Genomic DNA, 18,145 nt, shown 5'->3' with positions numbered 1-18,145 from the left:
CCATGCTCAACGTTGGTGTCATCGGCACCGGCATGATCGGCCAGGACCACATCCGGCGGATGACCACGGTCCTCTCCGGGGTGGCCGTCACCGCGGTCTCGGACGTCGACTCGGCGATCGCCGCCGAGGTCGGCGCCCGGATCGGGGCGACCGTCCACCCGGCCGGCGGGGACGTGGTCGGCGACCCGAACGTGGATGCCGTGCTGGTCTGCTCCTGGGGTCCGACCCACGAGCAGTACGTGCTGGCCGCCATCGCCGCCGGCAAGCCGGTGTTCTGCGAGAAGCCGCTCGCCACCACCCAGGAGGCATGTCTGCGGATCGTCGAGGCCGAGGTGGCCTACGGCAGCCGGCTCGTCCAGGTCGGCTACATGCGGCGGTTCGACTTCGCCTACCGCCAGCTCAAGCTGACCCTCGACTCCGGTGAGATCGGCTCGCCGCTGATGATGCACTGCGCCCACCGCAACGCGAGCGTGCCGCCGTTCTACCAGAAGGAGATGGCGATCACCGACACGGCGGTGCACGAGATCGACATGGTGCGCTGGATGTTCGGTGGCGAGATCGCGGCCGCGCGGGTCCTCGTACCCAAGAAAAGCCGGAACGGCGGCGCCCTGCAGGACCCACTGTTGTTGATCCTGGAGATGGATGACGGAGTCATCGTCGACGTCGAGCTCTCGGTCAACATCCGCTACGGATACGACATCCGGGGCGAGATCGTGGGGGAGGACGGCACGGCCGCGCTGGGCAGCCTGTCGCCGCTGGAGATCCGGACGGCGAAACAGCTGATCACGCCGGTCCCGGCCGATTGGCGGGAACGCTTCCTGCAGGCGTACGACGTGGAGATCCAGGAGTGGGTGCACGCCATCTCGCTCGGCGGGCAGCCGCTCGGCCCGACCTCCTGGGACGGCTACGCGGCCGCGGTCGTCTCCGATGCCGCGGTCAAGGCCCTGCAGACCGGCGAGCGCATCCCGGTCACCCTGGCCGAGCGGCCGAAGCTGTATGAAACGGAAGTCGCCGCATGAAGATCGCGCTCGACCCCTACATGCTGCGCCGGGTGCCGCTCCTGGAACTGCCCGGCCTGGTGGCCGACCTCGGCTACCGCTACATCGAGATGTCCCCGCGGGACGACTTCCTGCCGTTCTTCCGGCACCCGCGGATCGACGACGCCGGGGTGGCCGCGTTCAAGCGGGAGCTGGCCGCGGCCGGCGTCGAGGTGGCCTCGATGCTGCCGCTCTACCGCTGGTCGGGGCCGGACGAGGACGCCCGGCAGGCGGCCGTCCGCTACTGGAAGCGGGCCATCCAGATCACCGTCGACCTCGGGGTCGACGTGATGAACTCCGAGTTCAACGGCCGCCCCGACCGGCCGGACGAGAGCGAGGCGCAGTTCTGGCGGTCCCTCGACGAGCTGCTGCCGATCTTCGAACGGGAAGGCGTGCGGCTCGTCCTGGAGCCGCACCCGGACGACTTCATCGAGGACGGCATCGCCGGGGTGGACATGGTCCGCGGGATCAATTCCGACCTGGTCTCGTTCCTCTACTGCGCGCCGCACACCTTCCACCAGGGCGGTGACCTGGCGGCCGTGCTGCGGTACGCCGGGCCGCTGCTCACCCAGCTGCACCTCGCCGACTCGTTCGACCACACCGGGTCGTCCGGGCTGCGCTACATCGTCAACCCGCCCGGTTCGGCCGCCCGGGTCCACCAGCACCTGGACATCGGGCAGGGCGAGGTCGACTGGGACCTGTTCTTCGCCACCCTCGCCGAGGTCGGCTTCGACGGGATCGCCACCGTCTGTGTCTTCGCATGGGAAGAGCGGGCCGAGGAATCGGCCCGCTCCAACCTTGCCCAGGTAAATCAATACCTGCAAAAGCACTGAGTTCCTTGGCGTACGTCAGGCGATGGTGAACGTCTTCTGGATGGTGGTGGCGTTACCGAGCTTGTCGGTCGCCGTCACCGTCCAGGTGACGTTGCCCTTGGCCATCGCGCTGGTGTCCACGGTCAGCGTGTACGGGCCGGTGCCGGAGGTGGCCAGGGTCTGACCGTTGGCGTCGACCATCTCCACCGACGCGATGCCGGCCAGGTCGCTGACGCTCAGCTTGATCTGGGTGTTGGCCGCCGCCGCGATCTTGGCGTTCGAGGTGACCGCGAGGCGCGGGCCGGCGTAGTCGACGATGACCGTCTTGGCGACGCTGAAGCTGTTGCCGGCCGTGTCGGTCGTCTTGATCGACAGCCCGACCGCGCCGGTCAGCCCGGTCGTGTCCCAGTCGATCGACCACGGGGCCGAGGTGGTCTGGGCGACCGACTTGCCCTTGACCAGCAGCTCCATGCTCGCGGTGTCGTCCGACGGGCTGGTCAGCGCGATCGTCTGGGTCCCGTTGACGTAGGTCGGCAGCGTCCACAGCGCCGACGGTGCCGTGTTGTCCACCGCGAACGAGCTGGTCGCGGTGGTGACGTTGCCGGCGAAGTCGGTGGCGGTGACGGTCGCCGAGATCTCCCCGGTGATGCCGGTGCTGACCCACTTCACCGTGTACGGCGCGGCCGTCGCGGTGAGCTGCACGCTGCGGCCGGTCGGCAGGGCCAGGACCACCTTCGCGGTCTTGATGCCGGTGTCGTCGGTGATGTCCGGGGTGATCGCGATGAGGCCACGGGCCGGCGCCACCGGGCTGGTCGAGACCGCGCCGACGACCGGCGCGAGGTTGTCCAGCAGCAGCGTCTTGTCGAGCGTGCTGATCAGGCCGAGCTTGTCGGTGGCGCGCAGGGTCAGCGTGGTGGCCCCGCTGAACTGGGTGGTGTCGATCGCGATCGAGTACGGCGAGGCGGTGTCGGTGCCGAGCACGTTGCCGTCGGCGTCGAGCACGTCGACCGCGGCGACGCCGGTCCCGTCGGTGGCCCCGGCCTTGATCTCGACCGTGCCGCGCAGTGCCGTCTTCGCCCCGATGTTCGGGCCGTTCCAGGTCAGCTTCGGCCCGGCGTTGTCGACCACGGTGCTGCGGGCGACGGTGGTGCTGTTGCCGGCCACGTCGGTGACCACGATCTTGAGGGAGGCCGAGCCGCTGACCGCGGTGGTGTCCCACTCGTACGTCCAGGGGTCGGTGGTGACCTCGCCGACCTTGACGCCACGGACGTAGACCTCCATCCGGGCGGTGTCGTCGGACGGCGCGTCCAGCGTGATCGGCGTGACGCCGGTGACGTAGGACGGCATGGTGACCGTCGCCGACGGCGGGGTGTTGTCCACCGTGACGGCGGTGCTCGCGGTGGTGGTGTTGCCGGCGGTGTCGCTGGCGGTGACCACGATGGTGGCGGTGCCGGTCGACCCGATGCTGCTGAACGCCATCGTCCACGGCGCGCGGGCGGCGGTGACGTTGATGGTCTTGCCGAGCGGCATGGTGACGGCCATCTTGACCGACTTGACCGTGCCGCCGTTCGAGGTGACCGTCGGCGTGACGGTAACCGTGCCCTTGACCGGGGACTTCGGGCTGACCGCGACGTCCGAGATGACCAGCGGCTGCTGCTGGGTGTTGTCGGAGATCGCCGCGATGGTGCCCTCGGCGTCGACCCGGCCGTTGGCGACCCAGGAGCCGACCGCGTCGGCCGAGCTCTCCAGGGCCGAGCGGACCTCGGCGGCGGTGGCGGCCGGGTTGGCCGACAGGGCGAGCGCGGCGACACCGGAGACGACCGGGGCGGCCGAGCTGGTGCCGTCGAACGAGTAGAAGCCGCCGGTCTGGTCCTCGGCGATGTTGCTGCCGGGCGCGGCCAGGTCGACCCACTGGTCGGCCGAGGAGTTGTAGTTCGACCACGAGTAGCGGCCGTCGGTCTGGGTCGAGCCGGCCACCGCGATCGTGGTCGCGATGGCGGCCGGGTAGGCGCGGGTGGTCGAGCCGTCGTTACCGGCCGAGGCGATCACGACGACGCCGTGGTCGTCGGCGTACGTGACCGCGGTCTCCAGCAGCTGGCTGTCCTGCGCGCCGCCGAGCGACATGTTGATGATCTGGGCGCCGTGGTCGACGGCGTAGACGATTCCCTTGGCGATGTTGTCGTGCGTACCGCTGCCGTCCGCGCCGAGCACCTTGACCGGCAGGATCTGGCACTTCCAGCACACGCCGGCGCCGCCGGTCGCGTTGTTCCCGGTCGCCGCGATCACGCTGGACACCATCGTGCCGTGGCCCTCGTCGTCGCTCGGGTCGGCGTCGTTGTTGACGAAGTCGTAGCCGGACAGGACCCGGCCGGCGATGTCGCTGACGCTGGTCACGCCGGTGTCGACGACCGCGACGACCACGCTCGAACCGGTGGTGACGTTCCAGGCGGGCGGCACCTTCGCCGTGGTCAGACCCCACTGCTTGCTGTAGAGCGGGTCGTTCGGCGAGATCACGTCGGCCTGGACGACCGCGTTCGGCTCGACGTAGGCGACGTCCGGGTTCGCCCTCAGCTCGGCCATCGCGTCGGCCGCCTGGTCGGCGGGCACGGCCACGGTGACGGCCTTCAGCTCGGGCGCGGCGTCGCTGGCCAGGACGCGTACGTCCGGGTCGGCGTCGAGCTTGCGGACGGTGGCGGTGGCTTGTGCCGCAGAACGCAGGCCGATGATCAGCTCGGTCGCGGTGCTGGTCGAGGTCTTCGTGGCGGCGAGGACCGGGGTGGCGGTTGCGGACAGGCCGAGCGAAGCGGCGGCGATGACCGCGGTGGCCGCGGCAGGGAGTCGATACTTCACAGCGGGGAACATCGGCGGGCCGGTCGGGTTACTCAAGATCTTTTCCAACCGGAAACCGGGGCCATAAGCTGGGACGATGAGTGAGCGTGTGACGAACTGGGCCGGCAATATCGTTTTCGGTGCGAGGCGGTTGCATCGCCCGACGAACGTCGATCAGATCCAGGAGCTGGTTGCGGCCGGGGGACCGCTACGGGTGCTGGGCAGTGGCCACTCGTTCAACCGGATGGCCGACACCGACGGCGACCTGATCTCGCTGGCCGACCTGCCGCGGATCGTGGAGATCGCGCCGGACCGCCGGTCGGTCCGGGTCGACGGCGGCATCCGCTACGGCGAGCTGGCGGTGCGCCTGCACGAGGAGGGCCTGGCCCTGCGGAACATGGCGTCGCTGCCGCACATCTCGGTGGCCGGGGCGGTCGCCACCGCCACCCACGGCTCCGGCGTGCGCAACGCCAACCTGGCCACCACCGTCTCGTCGCTGGAGCTGATCGACGGCACCGGCCGGCCGGTGACCCTGACCCGCAAGGACCCTGACCTGCTCGGCGCGGTCGTCGGGCTGGGCGCGCCGGGCATCGTCACCGCGCTCACCCTCGACGTGGTGCCCACCTTCGAGCTGCGCCAGTACGTGTACGACACGGTGCCGCGCGCCTCGATCGAGGCGAGCCTGCCGGAGATGCTGGCCGACGGCTACAGCGTCAGCCTGTTCACCGACTGGACGTCGCTCGACGCCAACATGGGCTGGCTCAAGCGCGCTTCCCAGCTGGAGGGGGAATGGTTCGGGGCGCACCGGGCCGACGGGCCGCGCCACCCGGTGCCCGGCATGCCGCCCGCCAACAGCACCGACCAGTCCGGCGAGATGGGCCCCTGGCACACCCGGCTGCCGCACTTCCGGATGGAGTTCACCCCGAGCGCCGGCGCCGAGCTCCAGTCCGAGTGGCACGTGGCGGCCGGGGACGCGCTGGCCGCGCTGGACGCGGTGGCGGCCGTCCGCGAGCGGGTGGCGCCGGTGCTGCAGGTCTGCGAGGTCCGCGCGATCGCGGCCGACGAGCTGTGGCTGAGCCCGAACTACCACCGGGACAGCGTCGCGCTGCACTTCACCTGGATCGCCGACACCGACGCGGTGATGCCGGTGGTGGCCGAGGTCGAGGAGCGGCTCGCGCCGCTGCACCCGCGCCCGCACTGGGGCAAGGTCTTCACCACCGGCCCGGCGACGCTGGCGGCGGAGTATGCGAAGTTCGGCGATTTCCGGGAACTCGTCAGCCGCTACGACCCGGCCGGAACGTTCCGTAATCCCTGGTTGGACATGGTGCTGGGTGGTGTCCAGTAAACCGGTAACAACCTGGACGGATAAATTTATTCTTAAGCGTTGATCCGTCCATGGGAGCGCTCCCGTATTGCCAGCCGAAGCCAAATGGTTCAGGCATAGGGGAAGGCGCAGGTTCCAATGTACAGGTCCCGGTCGTACAAGAAACCCACCAGTAACGCGCGCCGCTGGCAGATCGGTGCCGTGGCCGGGGTTGCGGTCGTCATCGCGGGTGTCGGTCTCGGTGTCGCCTCCGCCGCCGAGGCCGTCCCGACGGTCAACTGTCCCGCCGTCAAGATCGGCGTGGCCGTACCGGCTCAGGCGCAGGCCGAGGTGGCGAGCAACCTCCAGCTGCTCAACACCCAGATCAACGAGGCCAACACCCGGCTGAAGAACACGGTCGGCCAGGGCGGCGACGCCTTCATCCAGAACGCGATCCTCGGCCCGCTGGCCGACAAGCGGTTCGCCACCATCAACCGGATGGAGACGGCGATCGGCCGCAACGCCGCCAAGCCGGACCTGAACGCCGAAGGCCTCAAGACCTGCACCCTGAACCAGGCCGGCGGCGCGTCGGCCGCCCAGCCGGTCGAGGTGCCCACGGCCGCGGCCGGCGGCAACGCGGCCGGCAACGGATCGGGCGCGGCCTCCGCAGTCGGCAACATCAGCTGCCCGCAGGTCACCGTGAACGTGGCGGTGCCGGAGTCGGCCGCCGCCGAGGTGCAGCGCAACCTGGAGCTGCTCAACACCCAGATCACCGAGGCGCAGAAGCGCCTGGAGACCTCGGTCGGCCAGGGCGGCGACGCCTTCGTGCAGAACGCGATCCTCGGCCCGCTGGCCGACAAGCGGTTCGCCACGATCAACCGGATCGAGACCGCGATCGGCCGCCGGGCGGTCAAGCCGGATCTGAACGCCGAGGGCCTCAAGACCTGCTCGGTGAGCAGCAGCGCCGGTGCCGCGCAGGGCACCGCGGTGCAGGTGCAGGACGCCGCCGCCGTCGCGGCCGCCGCCGGCACCATCGTCTGCCCGGCCGTGAACGTGAACGTCGCGGTCCCGGCCCAGGCCGCCGCCGAGGTGCAGCGCAACCTCGAGCTGCTCAGCACCCAGATCGCCGAGGCCAACAAGCGGCTGGTCAGCTCGGTCGGCCAGGGCGGCGACGCCTTCGTGCAGAACGCGATCCTCGGCCCGCTGGCCGACAAGCGGTTCTCGACCATCAACCGGATCGAGACCGCGATCGGCCGCAACGCGGCCAAGCCGAACCTGAACGCCGAGGGCCTCAAGACCTGCGCCCTGCAGAAGTAACCCGCTCCTGAACGGATCTCCGGGTGCCCCCAACGGTGGTGGGGTGCCCGGAGATCTTCGTTACGGGGGCGGATTCCCGTCATACATCGGCGCTACCTTTGCGTTCATGCCCGCCGATGCGCCGAAACAGCCCACCCGTCACCCGTGGCGGGTCGAGGGAGCACCACCCACGCCCGAGACCGACGGCCCGAAGAAGCCGCGCCCGGCGTGGATGCGCTTCGGCTGGATGCTCGTCCTGCTGCTCGCGGTCAACTGGATCGTCTCGTCGTTCCTGCTGTCGCCGCCCGAGCGCACCTCGGTCTCCTACACCTTCTTCCTCACCCAGGTGCAGGCCGCCAACATCAAGGATTTCACCTCCACCGGCGACACCATCGAGGGCGAGTTCACCAAGAAGGCGTCCTACACGCCGTCCGGTGAGACCAAGGCCGAAGAGGTCGACCGCTTCACCACCCAGCGGCCCTCGTTCGCCGACGACGACCTGTTCGCGAAGCTCCAGGCGGCGAACGTGCCGGTCAACGCCGACCCGCCGGACGCGCCCGCACCGATCTGGCAGCAGATCCTGGTCGGCTTCGGCCCGACGATCCTGCTGGTCGGGCTGCTCTTCTGGGTGGGCCGGCGGATGGCGGCCGGGGCCGGTGGCGGGCTCGGCGGCTTCGGCCGGTCGCGGGCCAAGCTCTACCAGCCCGAGTCCGGGCCGCGCACCACGTTCGCCGACGTGGCCGGCATCGAGGAGGTCGAGCAGGAGGTCACCGAGATCGTCGACTTCCTGCGCGAGCCGGAGAAATACCGCAAGCTCGGCGCGCAGATCCCGCACGGCGTGCTGCTGTCCGGCCCGCCCGGCACCGGCAAGACCCTGCTCGCCCGGGCGGTGGCCGGCGAGGCCGAGGTGCCGTTCTTCTCGATCTCCGCGTCCGAGTTCATCGAGATGATCGTGGGCGTCGGCGCGAGCCGGGTGCGTGACCTGTTCGACCAGGCCAAGAAGGTCGCGCCGTCGATCATCTTCATCGACGAGCTGGACGCGATCGGCCGCGCCCGGGGCGGCGCCCAGTCGCTCGGCGGCAACGACGAGCGCGAGCAGACCCTCAACCAGATCCTCACCGAGATGGACGGCTTCACCGGCAGCGAGGGCGTGGTCGTGCTGGCCGCCACCAACCGCGCCGAGATCCTCGACGCGGCGCTGCTGCGGCCCGGCCGCTTCGACCGCCGGGTCACGGTCAGCCCGCCCGACCAGGCCGGCCGCCGGGCCATCCTCGCCGTGCACACCCGCGGCGTCCCGGTCGCGCCCGGCGTCGACCTCGACGCGCTCGCCTCGTCGACCCCCGGCATGGTCGGCGCCGACCTGAAGAACCTGATCAACGAGGCCGCCCTGCTCGCCGCCCGCCGCGGGCACGACCAGGTGCAGACGCCCGACTTCACCGACGCGCTCGAAAAGATCATGCTGGGCACCGTCCGCGGCATCATGCTCACCCCCGACGAGAAGGAGCGCACCGCGTTCCACGAGTCCGGCCACGCGCTGCTCGGCATGCTCACCCCGGGCGCCGACCCGGTCCGCAAGATCTCGATCATCCCGCGCGGCCAGGCCCTCGGCGTCACCTTCCAGAGCCCGTCCACCGACCGCTACGGCTACTCGGCGAAATACCTGCGCGGCCGGATCATCGGCGCGCTCGGCGGCCGGGCCGCCGAGGAGGTCGTCTACGGCGACATGACCACCGGGGCCGAGTCCGACCTCGACCAGGTCAGCAACATCGCCCGGCAGATGGTCGGCCGGTGGGGCATGTCCGACGCGATCGGCCCGGTCACCGTGCTGCCGCCGCCCGGCCAGGAGTCGCCGCTCGGCCTCGACGGCGTCGCCCCGGCGACCAAGGAACTGGTCGACGCGGAGGTGCGCAAGATCGTCGACGAGTGCTACGCCGACGCCCTGCGCCTGCTGCGCGAGCACCGCACCCAGCTCAACCAGCTGGCCGGCAAGCTCCTGCAGAGCGAGACCCTGGACGAGGACGACGCGTACGCCGCGGCCGGCATCGACCGCGGCAACGCGCCCGGTGCGGTGGCCCGTGGTGAGGCGCCCGGCAGCACGCCCGCGCCGGGCATTCCCCCAGCTCCGGCCTTCCCGGACGCCTCCACATCTGCCCCTGCATGATCGCCTGATCACGCAGCGCGAGATTTTGTTACGTCCGGGCGGCCCACCTCCACCGCTGGGTCGTAATCCAGAGCCGTTCCGCCGGTCCCGCATGCTGAAGATCAGCGGAAACATGGCAAGGCGTGCCCGGTCGTCGTACGTCTGGAGGAGTTTTGTTAAAGCGGATTACCGCGACCGGTGTGGGGCTCGTCCTCCTGTGCGCCACTGCGGCGTGCGGGTCGGACGCGCGGGACGAACTCGCCCTGACCACGCCGAGCACGTCCGTACCAACCATCGGCATCGCCCCGGCGCCCGCAGTTTCCGGGTCCGGCGTGCCATCGGTGAGCGCGTCGCCGCAGCAGAAGCTCGGTGCGGCCGCTTACACCACCAGCACCACCGCACCCAAGGCCGCGACCGCCACCACGGCGGCCAAGCCGGCCAACCCGGCCGGCTGGGGGAGCCCGGTCATGGTGCAGGACTTCAACGGCAGCTCGCTGCCCGCCCAGTGGGGCACCTACGACAGCCCGAACGGCACCCCGCCCCGCAGCGGCGACATGGTGTCGGTCTCGAACGGGATGCTGCACATCGCCGGCGGGGTGAACTCGCGCGTCGGCAAGGACGTCGGCGGCGGCGTGATGTACCTGAAGGCGCAGAAGTACGGCCGGTGGGAGGTCCGCTTCCGAGCCCAGGCCGGTGCCGGTTACGGCGCGTTCGTGCTGCTCTGGCCGCAGAACAACGAGGACTGGCCGACCGTCGGCGAGATCGACCTGGCCGAGGTGGTGGCCAGCGACCGCAGCACGTTCGGCACGTTCCTGCACCACGGCAGCGCCAACCACCAGGTCGGCCTGGACGCCACCAAGGCCGACTTCACCGAGTTCCACACCGTCGCGGTCGAGTGGCTGCCCACCCGGGTGACCTATTACCTCGACGGCAAGAAATTCTTCAACGTGACCCCGTCGCAGATCGAGACCGGGCTGCCCACCGAGTCGGCGATGAATTTGGCGATGCAGCTCGACCAGGGCTGCGGCGGATACATCGCCTGCCGTAACGGGTCAACCCCCTCCCGGGTCGTTATGGACGTCGACTGGGTGCGGGTCTATCAGGCGCCCTGACACGTCGGCCAGAGACCTACGACCTGCGGTCCCTTGGACCGCAGGTCGTAATCTTAGGTTTGTTGACCAACACGAGTCCCGGGTGTCGTCAGATAGTTGGCAACGTGCGCCGGATCACCTACGGTGCACGGGGACCTGAACGGTATTCGTCCTCCGGGAGGGGTTTTGCTCAAGCGGTTGGCCGCGATCGGCGTGGGGCTTGCCCTGGTGTGCGCGACCGCGGCATGTCGGGGGACCGAGGCGGGCGACGGGCCGGATGCGTCCCCGTCCAGTGAGTGGATCGCGGGCAGTGTCTCGCCCGGGCAGTCGAAGCCCGGCACGAAGGCCAGCGGCCCGGCCACCTCGGTCAGCCCCAAGCCGGGCACCGAGGTCAACTGGGGCGACCCGGCCGTGGTGGAAAACTTCAACGGCCCGCTGAACAGCCGCTGGGGCGTCTACGACAGCCCGGACTCCAAGCCGCCGCGCAGCTCGGACATGGTGTCGGTGTCGGGCGGGATGCTGCACCTCTCCGGTGGCGTGAGCCAGAAGGCCGGCAAGGACGTCGGGGCCGGCCTCGGCTACTTCCGCGAGCAGATGTTCGGCAAGTGGGAGGTGCGGTTCCGGGTGCAGGCCGGCGCCGGGTACGCACCCGCGGTCCTGCTCTGGCCGGAGGACAACGCCGACTGGCCCGCGCACGGCGAGATCGACATGATGGAGGTCATCGACCCGAAGCGGCAGGGCGGCGGCACCTACCTGCACCACGGCAAGGACAACGCGCACGTCGGCGTCGACTACAAGAAGGCCGACTTCACGAAGTTCCACACCGTCGGCGTCGAATGGCTGCCCTCCCGGGTCACCTTCTTCCTGGACGGCCAGCCCTACTTCAACGTGACCGCCGACATGATCGACACCGGGCTGCCCGACGAGGGCCCGATGCACCTGGCGCTCCAGCTCGACCAGGGTTGCGGCTACCCGATCCCGTGCCGCAACGCGCAGACCCCGGAGAAGGTCGTGATGGACGTGGACTACATCAAGATCTGGAAGTACAAGAAGAAGTAGGTTACGAGGCCGGGTCGGCCGGGCGGTGCGACCAGGTTCGCAGGGCCCACCACCAGCGCACGGTGTCGAGCACCGGCAGGCCCTCGGCCGGGGTGCCGAAGCCGGTCAGGTCCTGCAGCCGGCGCAGCCGGTAGCGGACCGTGTTGGGGTGCAGGTGCAGGGCGCCGGCCGTCAGGTCGAGCCGCTGGCCGTGGTCGAGGTAGGCGAGGGCGGTGCCGACCAGCTCGCGGTGGAAGTCGTCGCCGGGGGAGAGGGCACCGAGCAGCCCCTCGCTCAGGAACACCGCCAGCATCGGCTGGGCGGCCAGGGCGGTCTCGCCGGCCAGCTCGACCACGTCGCAGATGCCGGTGGACTCCCGGGAGCGGGCCGCCTGCAGGGCGGTGCGGCCCAGCCGGTAGGCGGCGCGGGCCTGGTCGAGGGTCACCGGCGGGGTGGTCACCACCAGGACCGACGGGTCGAGGGCACGGCTGCCGGGCAGCCGCGGGGTGAGGCCGCTGAGCCGGCCACCGACCGGGGCCAGCACCCCGCCGCAGCGGGCGAACGCCTGCTCGAGCGCGCGCACCCGGACCGGGTCGACCACGTCGGAGAGCACGCAGTGGTAGGTGCCGCCGTCGTGCAGCCCGAACCGGCCCGGATCCTCCTCGGGGGCGGTCGGGCCGCCGTCGTCGTCGAGGAGCAGGCGGCGCAGCACCCGGATCCGGGCGGTCCGGTCGTCCCGGTTGAGGTCCCGCTCGGCCTCCCGGTAGCCGTCCATCACGTGGCGTTCCAGGTCGGTGCCGTAGCGGTCCAGCTTCAGCAGGGCCTGGAGCAGCTCGTCGTACGGGATGCCGGCCTCGCGGCCCCGGTTGATCGCGATCTCCAGCAGCCGGCTGCGGCCGCCGTGCACCCCGGCCAGCAGGCCGGCCACCGGCACGCCGAGCGCGGCCCGCTCGGCGCCGAACCGGTGCGCCTCGCTGAAGTCGAGGTCGGGGCCGAAGTCGCCCTCGGACAGCGCCCGGGCGAACGCGGTGAAGCCGGCCGCGAGCAGCGCGGCCACGTGCCGGCGGCTCTCCGCCCAGGGCAGCCGGGCCACCTCCGGGAAGTTGGCCCGGGCCGAGGCGACCACATCGTCGACCAGATCGGTGTCGGTGGCCAGCTCCTGCACGAGTTCCGCGACGGTGCCGGTCAGGGAGGATTCCAGGGGCATCGGGGGGCCACCCTCTCTTGTTCCGCGTACGTTACCGGAAGGTAACAGCGGCGGCAGCTGACAAAGCCTACAAAAAACGGGCGGACCGCTCCACATGGGAGCGGTCCGCCGTTCGTTCGATCAAACCCCCACAAGCTCGGGCTTGCGCTCGTCGGGCGGGGCTGCAGCGGCGTGCCGGCCCCGCGGCCGCATGAACCTCGGCGCCCACCAGTTGGCCGGGCCGAGCAGCGTCATCAGCGACGGCAGCACCACCGCCCGGATGATGGTCGCGTCCAGCAGGATCGCCGCGGCCAGGCCGACGCCCAGCTGCTTCATGTCGATCGTGCTGAGCGTCGCGAAGATCGAGAAGACCGCGACCATCACGATGGCGGCGCTGCTGACCGTGCCGGCCGAGCCGGTGATGCCCTCGGCGACCGCCTCCCGGGTCGGCACGCCGCGGTTGACCGCCTCGCGGATCCGGCTGACCACGAAGACGTGGTAGTCCATCGACAGGCCGAACAGGACCACGAACAGGAACATCGGCAGCCAGGTGACGATCGCGCCGGTCGAGGTGAAGCTGAGCAGGTCCTCCGCCCAGGTGTGCTGGAAGACCAGCACCATCAGGCCGTAGGCGGCACCGGCGGAGAGCAGGTTCAGCCCGATCGCGGTGAGCGCCACCACGACCGACCGGAACGTCCACGCCATCACCAGGAAGGTCAGCAGCAGCACGAAGCCGGCCACGATCGGCAGGGTCTGCCAGATGTGCTTGGCGTAGTCCTCGTTCTCGGCCACCGCCCCGGCGACCGCGTACGTCGCGCCGGTGACGCCGCCGAGCGCGGCCGGGACCAGGGTCTTCCGGAGCTCGTGCAGGCTGTCCGCGGCCTCGTCGCTGCGGGCGGTGAACGGCGTGGCCAGGTCGAGCACCGACACCGTGCCGTCGGCCGAGACGTCGATCTTCGGGCCGTCCGCCTCCAGCTCGGCGAACAGCGGGTTGTTCTGGGTGCTCGCGGCCAGCGAGGTCAGCGCCGTCTTGACCGCGGCCGCCTGGGCGGCCGGGGCCTGCACGACGACCATGTGGTTGGTGCCGTTGCTGGGGTAGGCCGCGGCCAGCCGGTCGTACGCCTGCATGGCCGGGGTGGTCCGGGGCAGGTCCTCGGTGCCCGGGAACTTGAGCTTCATGCCGAGCGCCGGGGCGGCCAGGGCGAGCAGGGCGAGGACGCTGACCAGCAGGGTGATCGCCGGGCGGCGCAGCGCCGGGGTGAGGATCCGGCGCCAGAGGCGGGATTCGCCGCGGTTGGCGGTGAGCCGCCAGATCAGCGGGACCCGGGGCCGGTCCACCCAGCGGCCGAGCTTGGCCAGGATGGCCGGCAGCACGGTCAGCGAGCCGAGCACGGCCACCGCGACGACCAGGATCGAGCCGGTGGCGAGCGAGGAGAACGTGGAGTCGCCGGCCAGGAACAGCCCGGCCATCGAGATGATCACCGCGAAGCCGGAGACCACGACGGCGTGCCCGGAGGTCTCGGCGGCGATCTCCACCGCGTCCACGTGCCCGCGCCCCTTGGCCCGCTCCTCGCGTTCCCGGCGGACGTAGAACAGCGAGTAGTCGACGCCGACCGCCATGCCGATCAGCAGGATCACGCTGCTGGTCGCGTCGCCCATCGGCACCAGGTGCGAGGCGAGCGTGGACAGGCCCATCGCGGCCGCCACCGAGGAGAGCGCGAGCAGCAGCGGCACGCCGGCCGCGATGAGCGCGCCGAACGCGATGATCAGGATGAACAGGGTGACCGGCAGGCTGAGGATCTCGGCCTTCTGGAAGTCGTCGCCGAGCGTGTCGTCGAGAGCCTTGTTGATGGACGGGCCGCCGACCTGTTCGATCCGCAGGTCCGGGTGGGCCTTCTGCACCTCGGCGGTGGCCGCCCGCAGCGGCTCGACCCGGTCCGAGGCGGTGTCCGGGTCGCCGGACATGGTGATCGGCACGAGCAGCGCGGTCCCGTCGGTGGCCGGGATCGGCTCGCCGACCTTGGCCACGCCCGCCACCGTGCCCAGCCGGGTGGCGGCGTCCTTGGCGGCGGCCTGCGCCTTGGCCTGGTCGAGCCGGCCGGACGGCGCGGTGATCAGCACGTTGTCGACGGCCGGTTCGTCGGCGAACTTCCCGTCCTCGATCATCACGTAGGCCTGACCGGCCTCGCCGATCGCGTCGTCCTGGGCGGTCGCCTCCCGTGTGCCGGCCGCGTTGCCGCCGACGAAGCACACCGCCACGAAAACCACCCAGAGCGCGATCGCTCGCCACGGGTGTTCGGCGCTCCATCGCGCCATGCGTACCGTCACCGGTCGCTTCGCCATTTCCCTGCCCCCTGTACCCGGTTTCTGTGTCGAAACTGAAGTTAGGCAGTGCGGGAGCTGGGAACATCCGGGTCAGACCCCGGTCGCCCCCGGAGTCGCCGGCGCGCGGGAGTTGGTCAGGTAGCCGACTTCCGGATGCCCCAACCGCCCCAAAAGGGGCATCGAACCCCGAGAAACACTCAGGGCTTCCCCCGAAAATGATGTGAGGACCACCACGGTCGGTTCCCGACCGGATTGGTCCCTTCCCGTCTAGGCTGGTCCGCATGCCGCGTCCGACGAAGCAACAGATCGAGGACGAGATCCTGGAGACCGCCGCCGCGCTGTTCGCGCGGCACGGCTTCAAGGAGACCTCGATCCAGCGGGTGGCCGACGCGGTCGGCTATTCGAAGACCGGCCTGCTGCACCGCTTCCCGACCAAGGAGGCGCTGCAGGCGGCGGTGATCGAGCGGGCCCTCGTCGACCTGCGGGTGATCGCCGCCGAGGCGGACGGCCTGCCGGTCGGCCCGGAGCGGGACCGCATCGTGATCACCGGCGTGGCCCGGCTCGCGATGGAGCGACCCGGTGCGGTGGCGCTGCTGCTCAGCGGCCTGATGAGCGCCCCCGACGGCGAAACGCTGCACGAGACCGGCAACGCGATCTTCGCGGCCTTCGGCATCGCCGACCCGGAGTGCGTCGCCGACCAGGACCTGCCCCGGCTGATGCGGATCGTCGGCGCTCTTGGCGGGCTCGCCGTCACCACGGTGGCGATGCACGACAAGCTCACCCCCGCCGCCCTCGCGGAAATCGTCGAGGTCAGCTACGACGCGCTCGGTCACGAGCGCCCGACTAACTAAGGCAAGGGACTCCCCTCATGGCAACCCTGCTGCATCGCCTCGGTCTCTCCGCCGTGCGGCACCGGATTCTCGTGACCGTCGTCTGGCTGGTGGCGCTGGTCGCCGTCGGCGTCGGCGCGGCCACCCTCTCCGGCCCGACCGTCAACACGTTCTCCATCCCCGGCCAGGAGTCGACCACCGCGCTCAACCTGATGAAGGAGCGCTTCGGCGACGCATCCGGCGGGGCCACCGCCCAGGTCGTGTTCGCGGCCCCGGCCGGCGGCAAGATCACCGACCAGCAGAACGCCGCGACGGTCGTGCAGACCGTCGCCGCGCTGGCCAAGCTGCCCGGCGTGGTCGCGGCCAGCAACCCGCTCGACCCGAAGTCGCCGGTGGTGTCGCAGGACCAGTCGGCGGCCTACAGCACGGTCAGCTACGGCGTGCAGGGCTCGGAGATCACCGTCGAGGAGCGGGAGGCGCTGCTCGGCGCGGTCGATCAGGCCCGCAGCGGCGGCCTGACGGTCGAGGTCCGCGGCGAGGCGTCCAAGGAGTCCGGCGCCGACGTCGGCGGCCCGGCCGAGGGCCTCGGCGTGGTGGTCGCGCTGCTGGTGCTGGCCCTGACCTACGGCTCGCTGGTCGCGGCCGGGATGAACCTGCTGACCTCGATCGTCGGCGTGGGCATCGGCGCGGCCGGCATCTTCACCCTGACCGGCTTCGTCGAGTTGCAGTCGACCACGTCGATCCTGGCGATCATGCTCGGCCTCGCGGTCGGCATCGACTACGCGCTGTTCATCATCACCCGGTTCCGCCAGGAGCTACGCCGCGGCCTGGACGTGCCGGAAGCGGCGGCGATGGCGGTCGGCACGGCCGGCTCGGCCGTCGTCACGGCCGGCCTCACCGTGGTGATCGCGCTGGCCGGCCTGTCGGTGGCCGGCATCCCCTTCCTCACCGAGATGGGCCTGGCCGCGGCGGCCACCATCGTCATCGCCGTGCTGGTCGCGATCACCCTGGTCCCGGCGATCCTCGGGATGATCGGCCGGCGGGCGCTGCCGAAGAAGCTGCGCAACGCGCCGCCGGTCGAGCACGTCGAGGACGAGACCGGTCGCGGCTTCTTCAAGGGCTGGGCGCACCTCGTCTCGACCCGCCGCTGGGCCGGCCTGCTGATCGCGGTGGCCGCGCTCGGCGTCATCGCCATCCCGATCACCAAGATGCAGACCTCGCTGATCCTCAAGGAGGTGCCGGGCAGCACCCAGGAGAAGGCCGACGAGCTCATCGCGGAGCGGTTCGGCGCCGGCTTCGCCGGCCCGCTGCTGGTCCTGGTGGACGGGTCCGGCTCCGGGTCGTACGCGGCGACCGTGCAGCAGCAGGTCAGCACCCTGCCCGGGGTCCTCGTCGCGACCACGCCGCAGCCGGACGCGAACGGCACCGCGGCCCTGATCACGATCATCCCGAAGACCGGCCCGGACGACACCGCGACGGTCGACCTGGTGCACGCGATCCGCGACAAGGTCGCCGACGGCCCGGACGCCAAGGTCTACGTCACCGGCCAGACCGCGGTCAGCATCGACGTGTCGCAGAAGCTCGACGACGCCCTGCCGATCTACCTGGTGCTCGTCGTCGGCCTCGCGTTCGTGCTGCTGGTGCTGGTGTTCCGGTCGATCCTGGTGCCGGTGGCCGGGGTGCTCGGCTTCCTGCTCACGATCGGCGCGGCACTCGGCGCCACCACCGCGGTCTTCCAGTGGGGCTGGCTGGACGCGGTGGTCAACGCCAAGGTCAACGGCCCGCTGCTGAGCCTGTCGCCGATCATCATCGTCGGCATCCTGTTCGGCCTGGCGATGGACTACATGGTGTTCCTGGTGTCCCGGATGCACGAGGCGCACGCGCACGGCGCCGAGCCGCGCCAGGCCGTCGTGAGCGGGTTCCGGCACGCCGCCCCGGTGGTGGTCGCGGCCGCCACGATCATGTTCTCGGTCTTCGCCGGCTTCGTCCCGCAGGGCAACGACACCATCAAGCCGATCGCGTTCGCGCTGGCCATGGGCATCCTCTTCGACGCCCTGGTGGTCCGGATGATCGCCATCCCGGCCGCGATCGCGCTGATGGGCAAGGCCGCCTGGTGGTTCCCGACGTGGCTGTCGAAGCTGCCGGAGCTGGACGTCGAGGGCATCGCCCTGGAACGCCGGCCGGCGGCGCGCGCCGCGGAGGAAACCGTCCCGGCGGCGTGATCGGCGATTCGCCCGCTTCCGAGGCCTTCGCCTGTT

Annotated in this window: 12 protein-coding genes; 9 read left to right on the top strand and 3 right to left on the bottom strand. The window is 70.8% G+C overall.

All coding sequences use genetic code 11. The features are described from left to right. The first annotated feature begins 2 nt into the window (after positions 1-2). The gene (locus tag Adu01nite_RS32475) at positions 3-1,019 is read left to right on the top strand and encodes a Gfo/Idh/MocA family protein (RefSeq protein WP_203732620.1); all 1,017 of its coding nucleotides are present in this window, start codon (positions 3-5) and stop codon (positions 1,017-1,019) included. Continuing rightward, complete coding sequence (locus tag Adu01nite_RS32470; RefSeq protein ID WP_203732618.1) at positions 1,016-1,870, top strand: sugar phosphate isomerase/epimerase family protein; 855 nt, start codon at positions 1,016-1,018, stop codon at positions 1,868-1,870. The genes Adu01nite_RS32475 and Adu01nite_RS32470 overlap by 4 nt, the downstream gene beginning before the upstream one ends. Before the next feature lie 15 nt (positions 1,871-1,885). On the opposite strand, the gene Adu01nite_RS32465 is transcribed toward Adu01nite_RS32470, so the two are convergent. Continuing rightward, positions 1,886-4,699, bottom strand: coding sequence for a S8 family serine peptidase (locus tag Adu01nite_RS32465; RefSeq protein ID WP_203732616.1), 2,814 nt, complete (start codon positions 4,697-4,699; stop codon positions 1,886-1,888). Between the two features lie 76 nt (positions 4,700-4,775). Here Adu01nite_RS32465 and Adu01nite_RS32460 point away from each other — a divergent pair, with 76 nt between their 5' ends. From Adu01nite_RS32460 to Adu01nite_RS32440, 5 genes are all read left to right on the top strand, one after another. Continuing rightward, the gene (locus tag Adu01nite_RS32460; protein ID WP_203732614.1) at positions 4,776-6,023 is read left to right on the top strand and encodes an FAD-binding protein; all 1,248 of its coding nucleotides are present in this window, start codon (positions 4,776-4,778) and stop codon (positions 6,021-6,023) included. Positions 6,024-6,140: 117 nt separating this feature from the next. Further along, entirely contained in the window at positions 6,141-7,298 is a 1,158-nt protein-coding gene (locus tag Adu01nite_RS32455; protein ID WP_203732612.1) for a hypothetical protein, read from the top strand. A gap of 106 nt (positions 7,299-7,404) precedes the next feature. Beyond that, positions 7,405-9,438: an ATP-dependent zinc metalloprotease FtsH gene (gene ftsH, locus Adu01nite_RS32450; RefSeq protein WP_239132857.1), complete on the top strand. Its 2,034-nt coding sequence runs from the start codon at positions 7,405-7,407 to the stop codon at positions 9,436-9,438. 179 nt (positions 9,439-9,617) lie between these two features. After that, entirely contained in the window at positions 9,618-10,529 is a 912-nt protein-coding gene (locus Adu01nite_RS32445) for a glycoside hydrolase family 16 protein (protein ID WP_203732610.1), read from the top strand. Positions 10,530-10,694: 165 nt separating this feature from the next. Further along, complete coding sequence (locus Adu01nite_RS32440) at positions 10,695-11,567, top strand: glycoside hydrolase family 16 protein (RefSeq protein ID WP_203732608.1); 873 nt, start codon at positions 10,695-10,697, stop codon at positions 11,565-11,567. Position 11,568: 1 nt separating this feature from the next. Here Adu01nite_RS32440 and Adu01nite_RS32435 read toward each other — a convergent pair whose 3' ends face one another. Beyond that, positions 11,569-12,753 (bottom strand): PucR family transcriptional regulator, encoded by a 1,185-nt coding sequence (locus Adu01nite_RS32435; protein WP_203732606.1) that lies wholly within the window; start codon positions 12,751-12,753, stop codon positions 11,569-11,571. A gap of 120 nt (positions 12,754-12,873) precedes the next feature. Beyond that, complete coding sequence (locus Adu01nite_RS32430; RefSeq protein ID WP_203732604.1) at positions 12,874-15,075, bottom strand: MMPL family transporter; 2,202 nt, start codon at positions 15,073-15,075, stop codon at positions 12,874-12,876. Between the two features lie 263 nt (positions 15,076-15,338). On the opposite strand from Adu01nite_RS32430, the gene Adu01nite_RS32425 reads away from it, so the two are divergent. Both Adu01nite_RS32425 and Adu01nite_RS32420 read left to right on the top strand, forming a co-directional pair. After that, positions 15,339-15,908, top strand: a complete 570-nt coding sequence (locus tag Adu01nite_RS32425) for a TetR/AcrR family transcriptional regulator (RefSeq protein ID WP_203732602.1) — start codon at positions 15,339-15,341, stop codon at positions 15,906-15,908. A gap of 17 nt (positions 15,909-15,925) precedes the next feature. Beyond that, positions 15,926-18,109, top strand: a complete 2,184-nt coding sequence (locus Adu01nite_RS32420; protein ID WP_203732599.1) for an MMPL family transporter — start codon at positions 15,926-15,928, stop codon at positions 18,107-18,109. Positions 18,110-18,145: the final 36 nt, after the last annotated feature.

It is taken from the genome of Paractinoplanes durhamensis (assembly GCF_016862175.1).
In the GTDB taxonomy this organism is placed as follows: Bacteria; Actinomycetota; Actinomycetes; order Mycobacteriales; family Micromonosporaceae; genus Actinoplanes; species Actinoplanes durhamensis.
This window is presented reverse-complemented; position numbering and strand designations above follow the sequence as displayed.

What these genes read in the sequence shown, in the direction of transcription:
- Adu01nite_RS32475 (WP_203732620.1), top strand. Translation starts at nt 3, where the DNA reads ATGCTCAACGTTGGTGTCATCGGCACCGGCATGATCGGCCAGGACCAC.
- Adu01nite_RS32470 (WP_203732618.1), top strand. Translation starts at nt 1,016, where the DNA reads ATGAAGATCGCGCTCGACCCCTACATGCTGCGCCGGGTGCCGCTCCTG.
- Adu01nite_RS32460 (WP_203732614.1), top strand. Translation starts at nt 4,776, where the DNA reads ATGAGTGAGCGTGTGACGAACTGGGCCGGCAATATCGTTTTCGGTGCG.
- Adu01nite_RS32455 (WP_203732612.1), top strand. Translation starts at nt 6,141, where the DNA reads ATGTACAGGTCCCGGTCGTACAAGAAACCCACCAGTAACGCGCGCCGC.
- ftsH (WP_239132857.1), top strand. Translation starts at nt 7,405, where the DNA reads ATGCCCGCCGATGCGCCGAAACAGCCCACCCGTCACCCGTGGCGGGTC.
- Adu01nite_RS32435 (WP_203732606.1), bottom strand. Translation starts at nt 12,753, where the DNA reads ATGCCCCTGGAATCCTCCCTGACCGGCACCGTCGCGGAACTCGTGCAG.
- Adu01nite_RS32430 (WP_203732604.1), bottom strand. Translation starts at nt 15,075, where the DNA reads ATGGCGAAGCGACCGGTGACGGTACGCATGGCGCGATGGAGCGCCGAA.
- Adu01nite_RS32425 (WP_203732602.1), top strand. Translation starts at nt 15,339, where the DNA reads ATGCCGCGTCCGACGAAGCAACAGATCGAGGACGAGATCCTGGAGACC.
- Adu01nite_RS32420 (WP_203732599.1), top strand. Translation starts at nt 15,926, where the DNA reads ATGGCAACCCTGCTGCATCGCCTCGGTCTCTCCGCCGTGCGGCACCGG.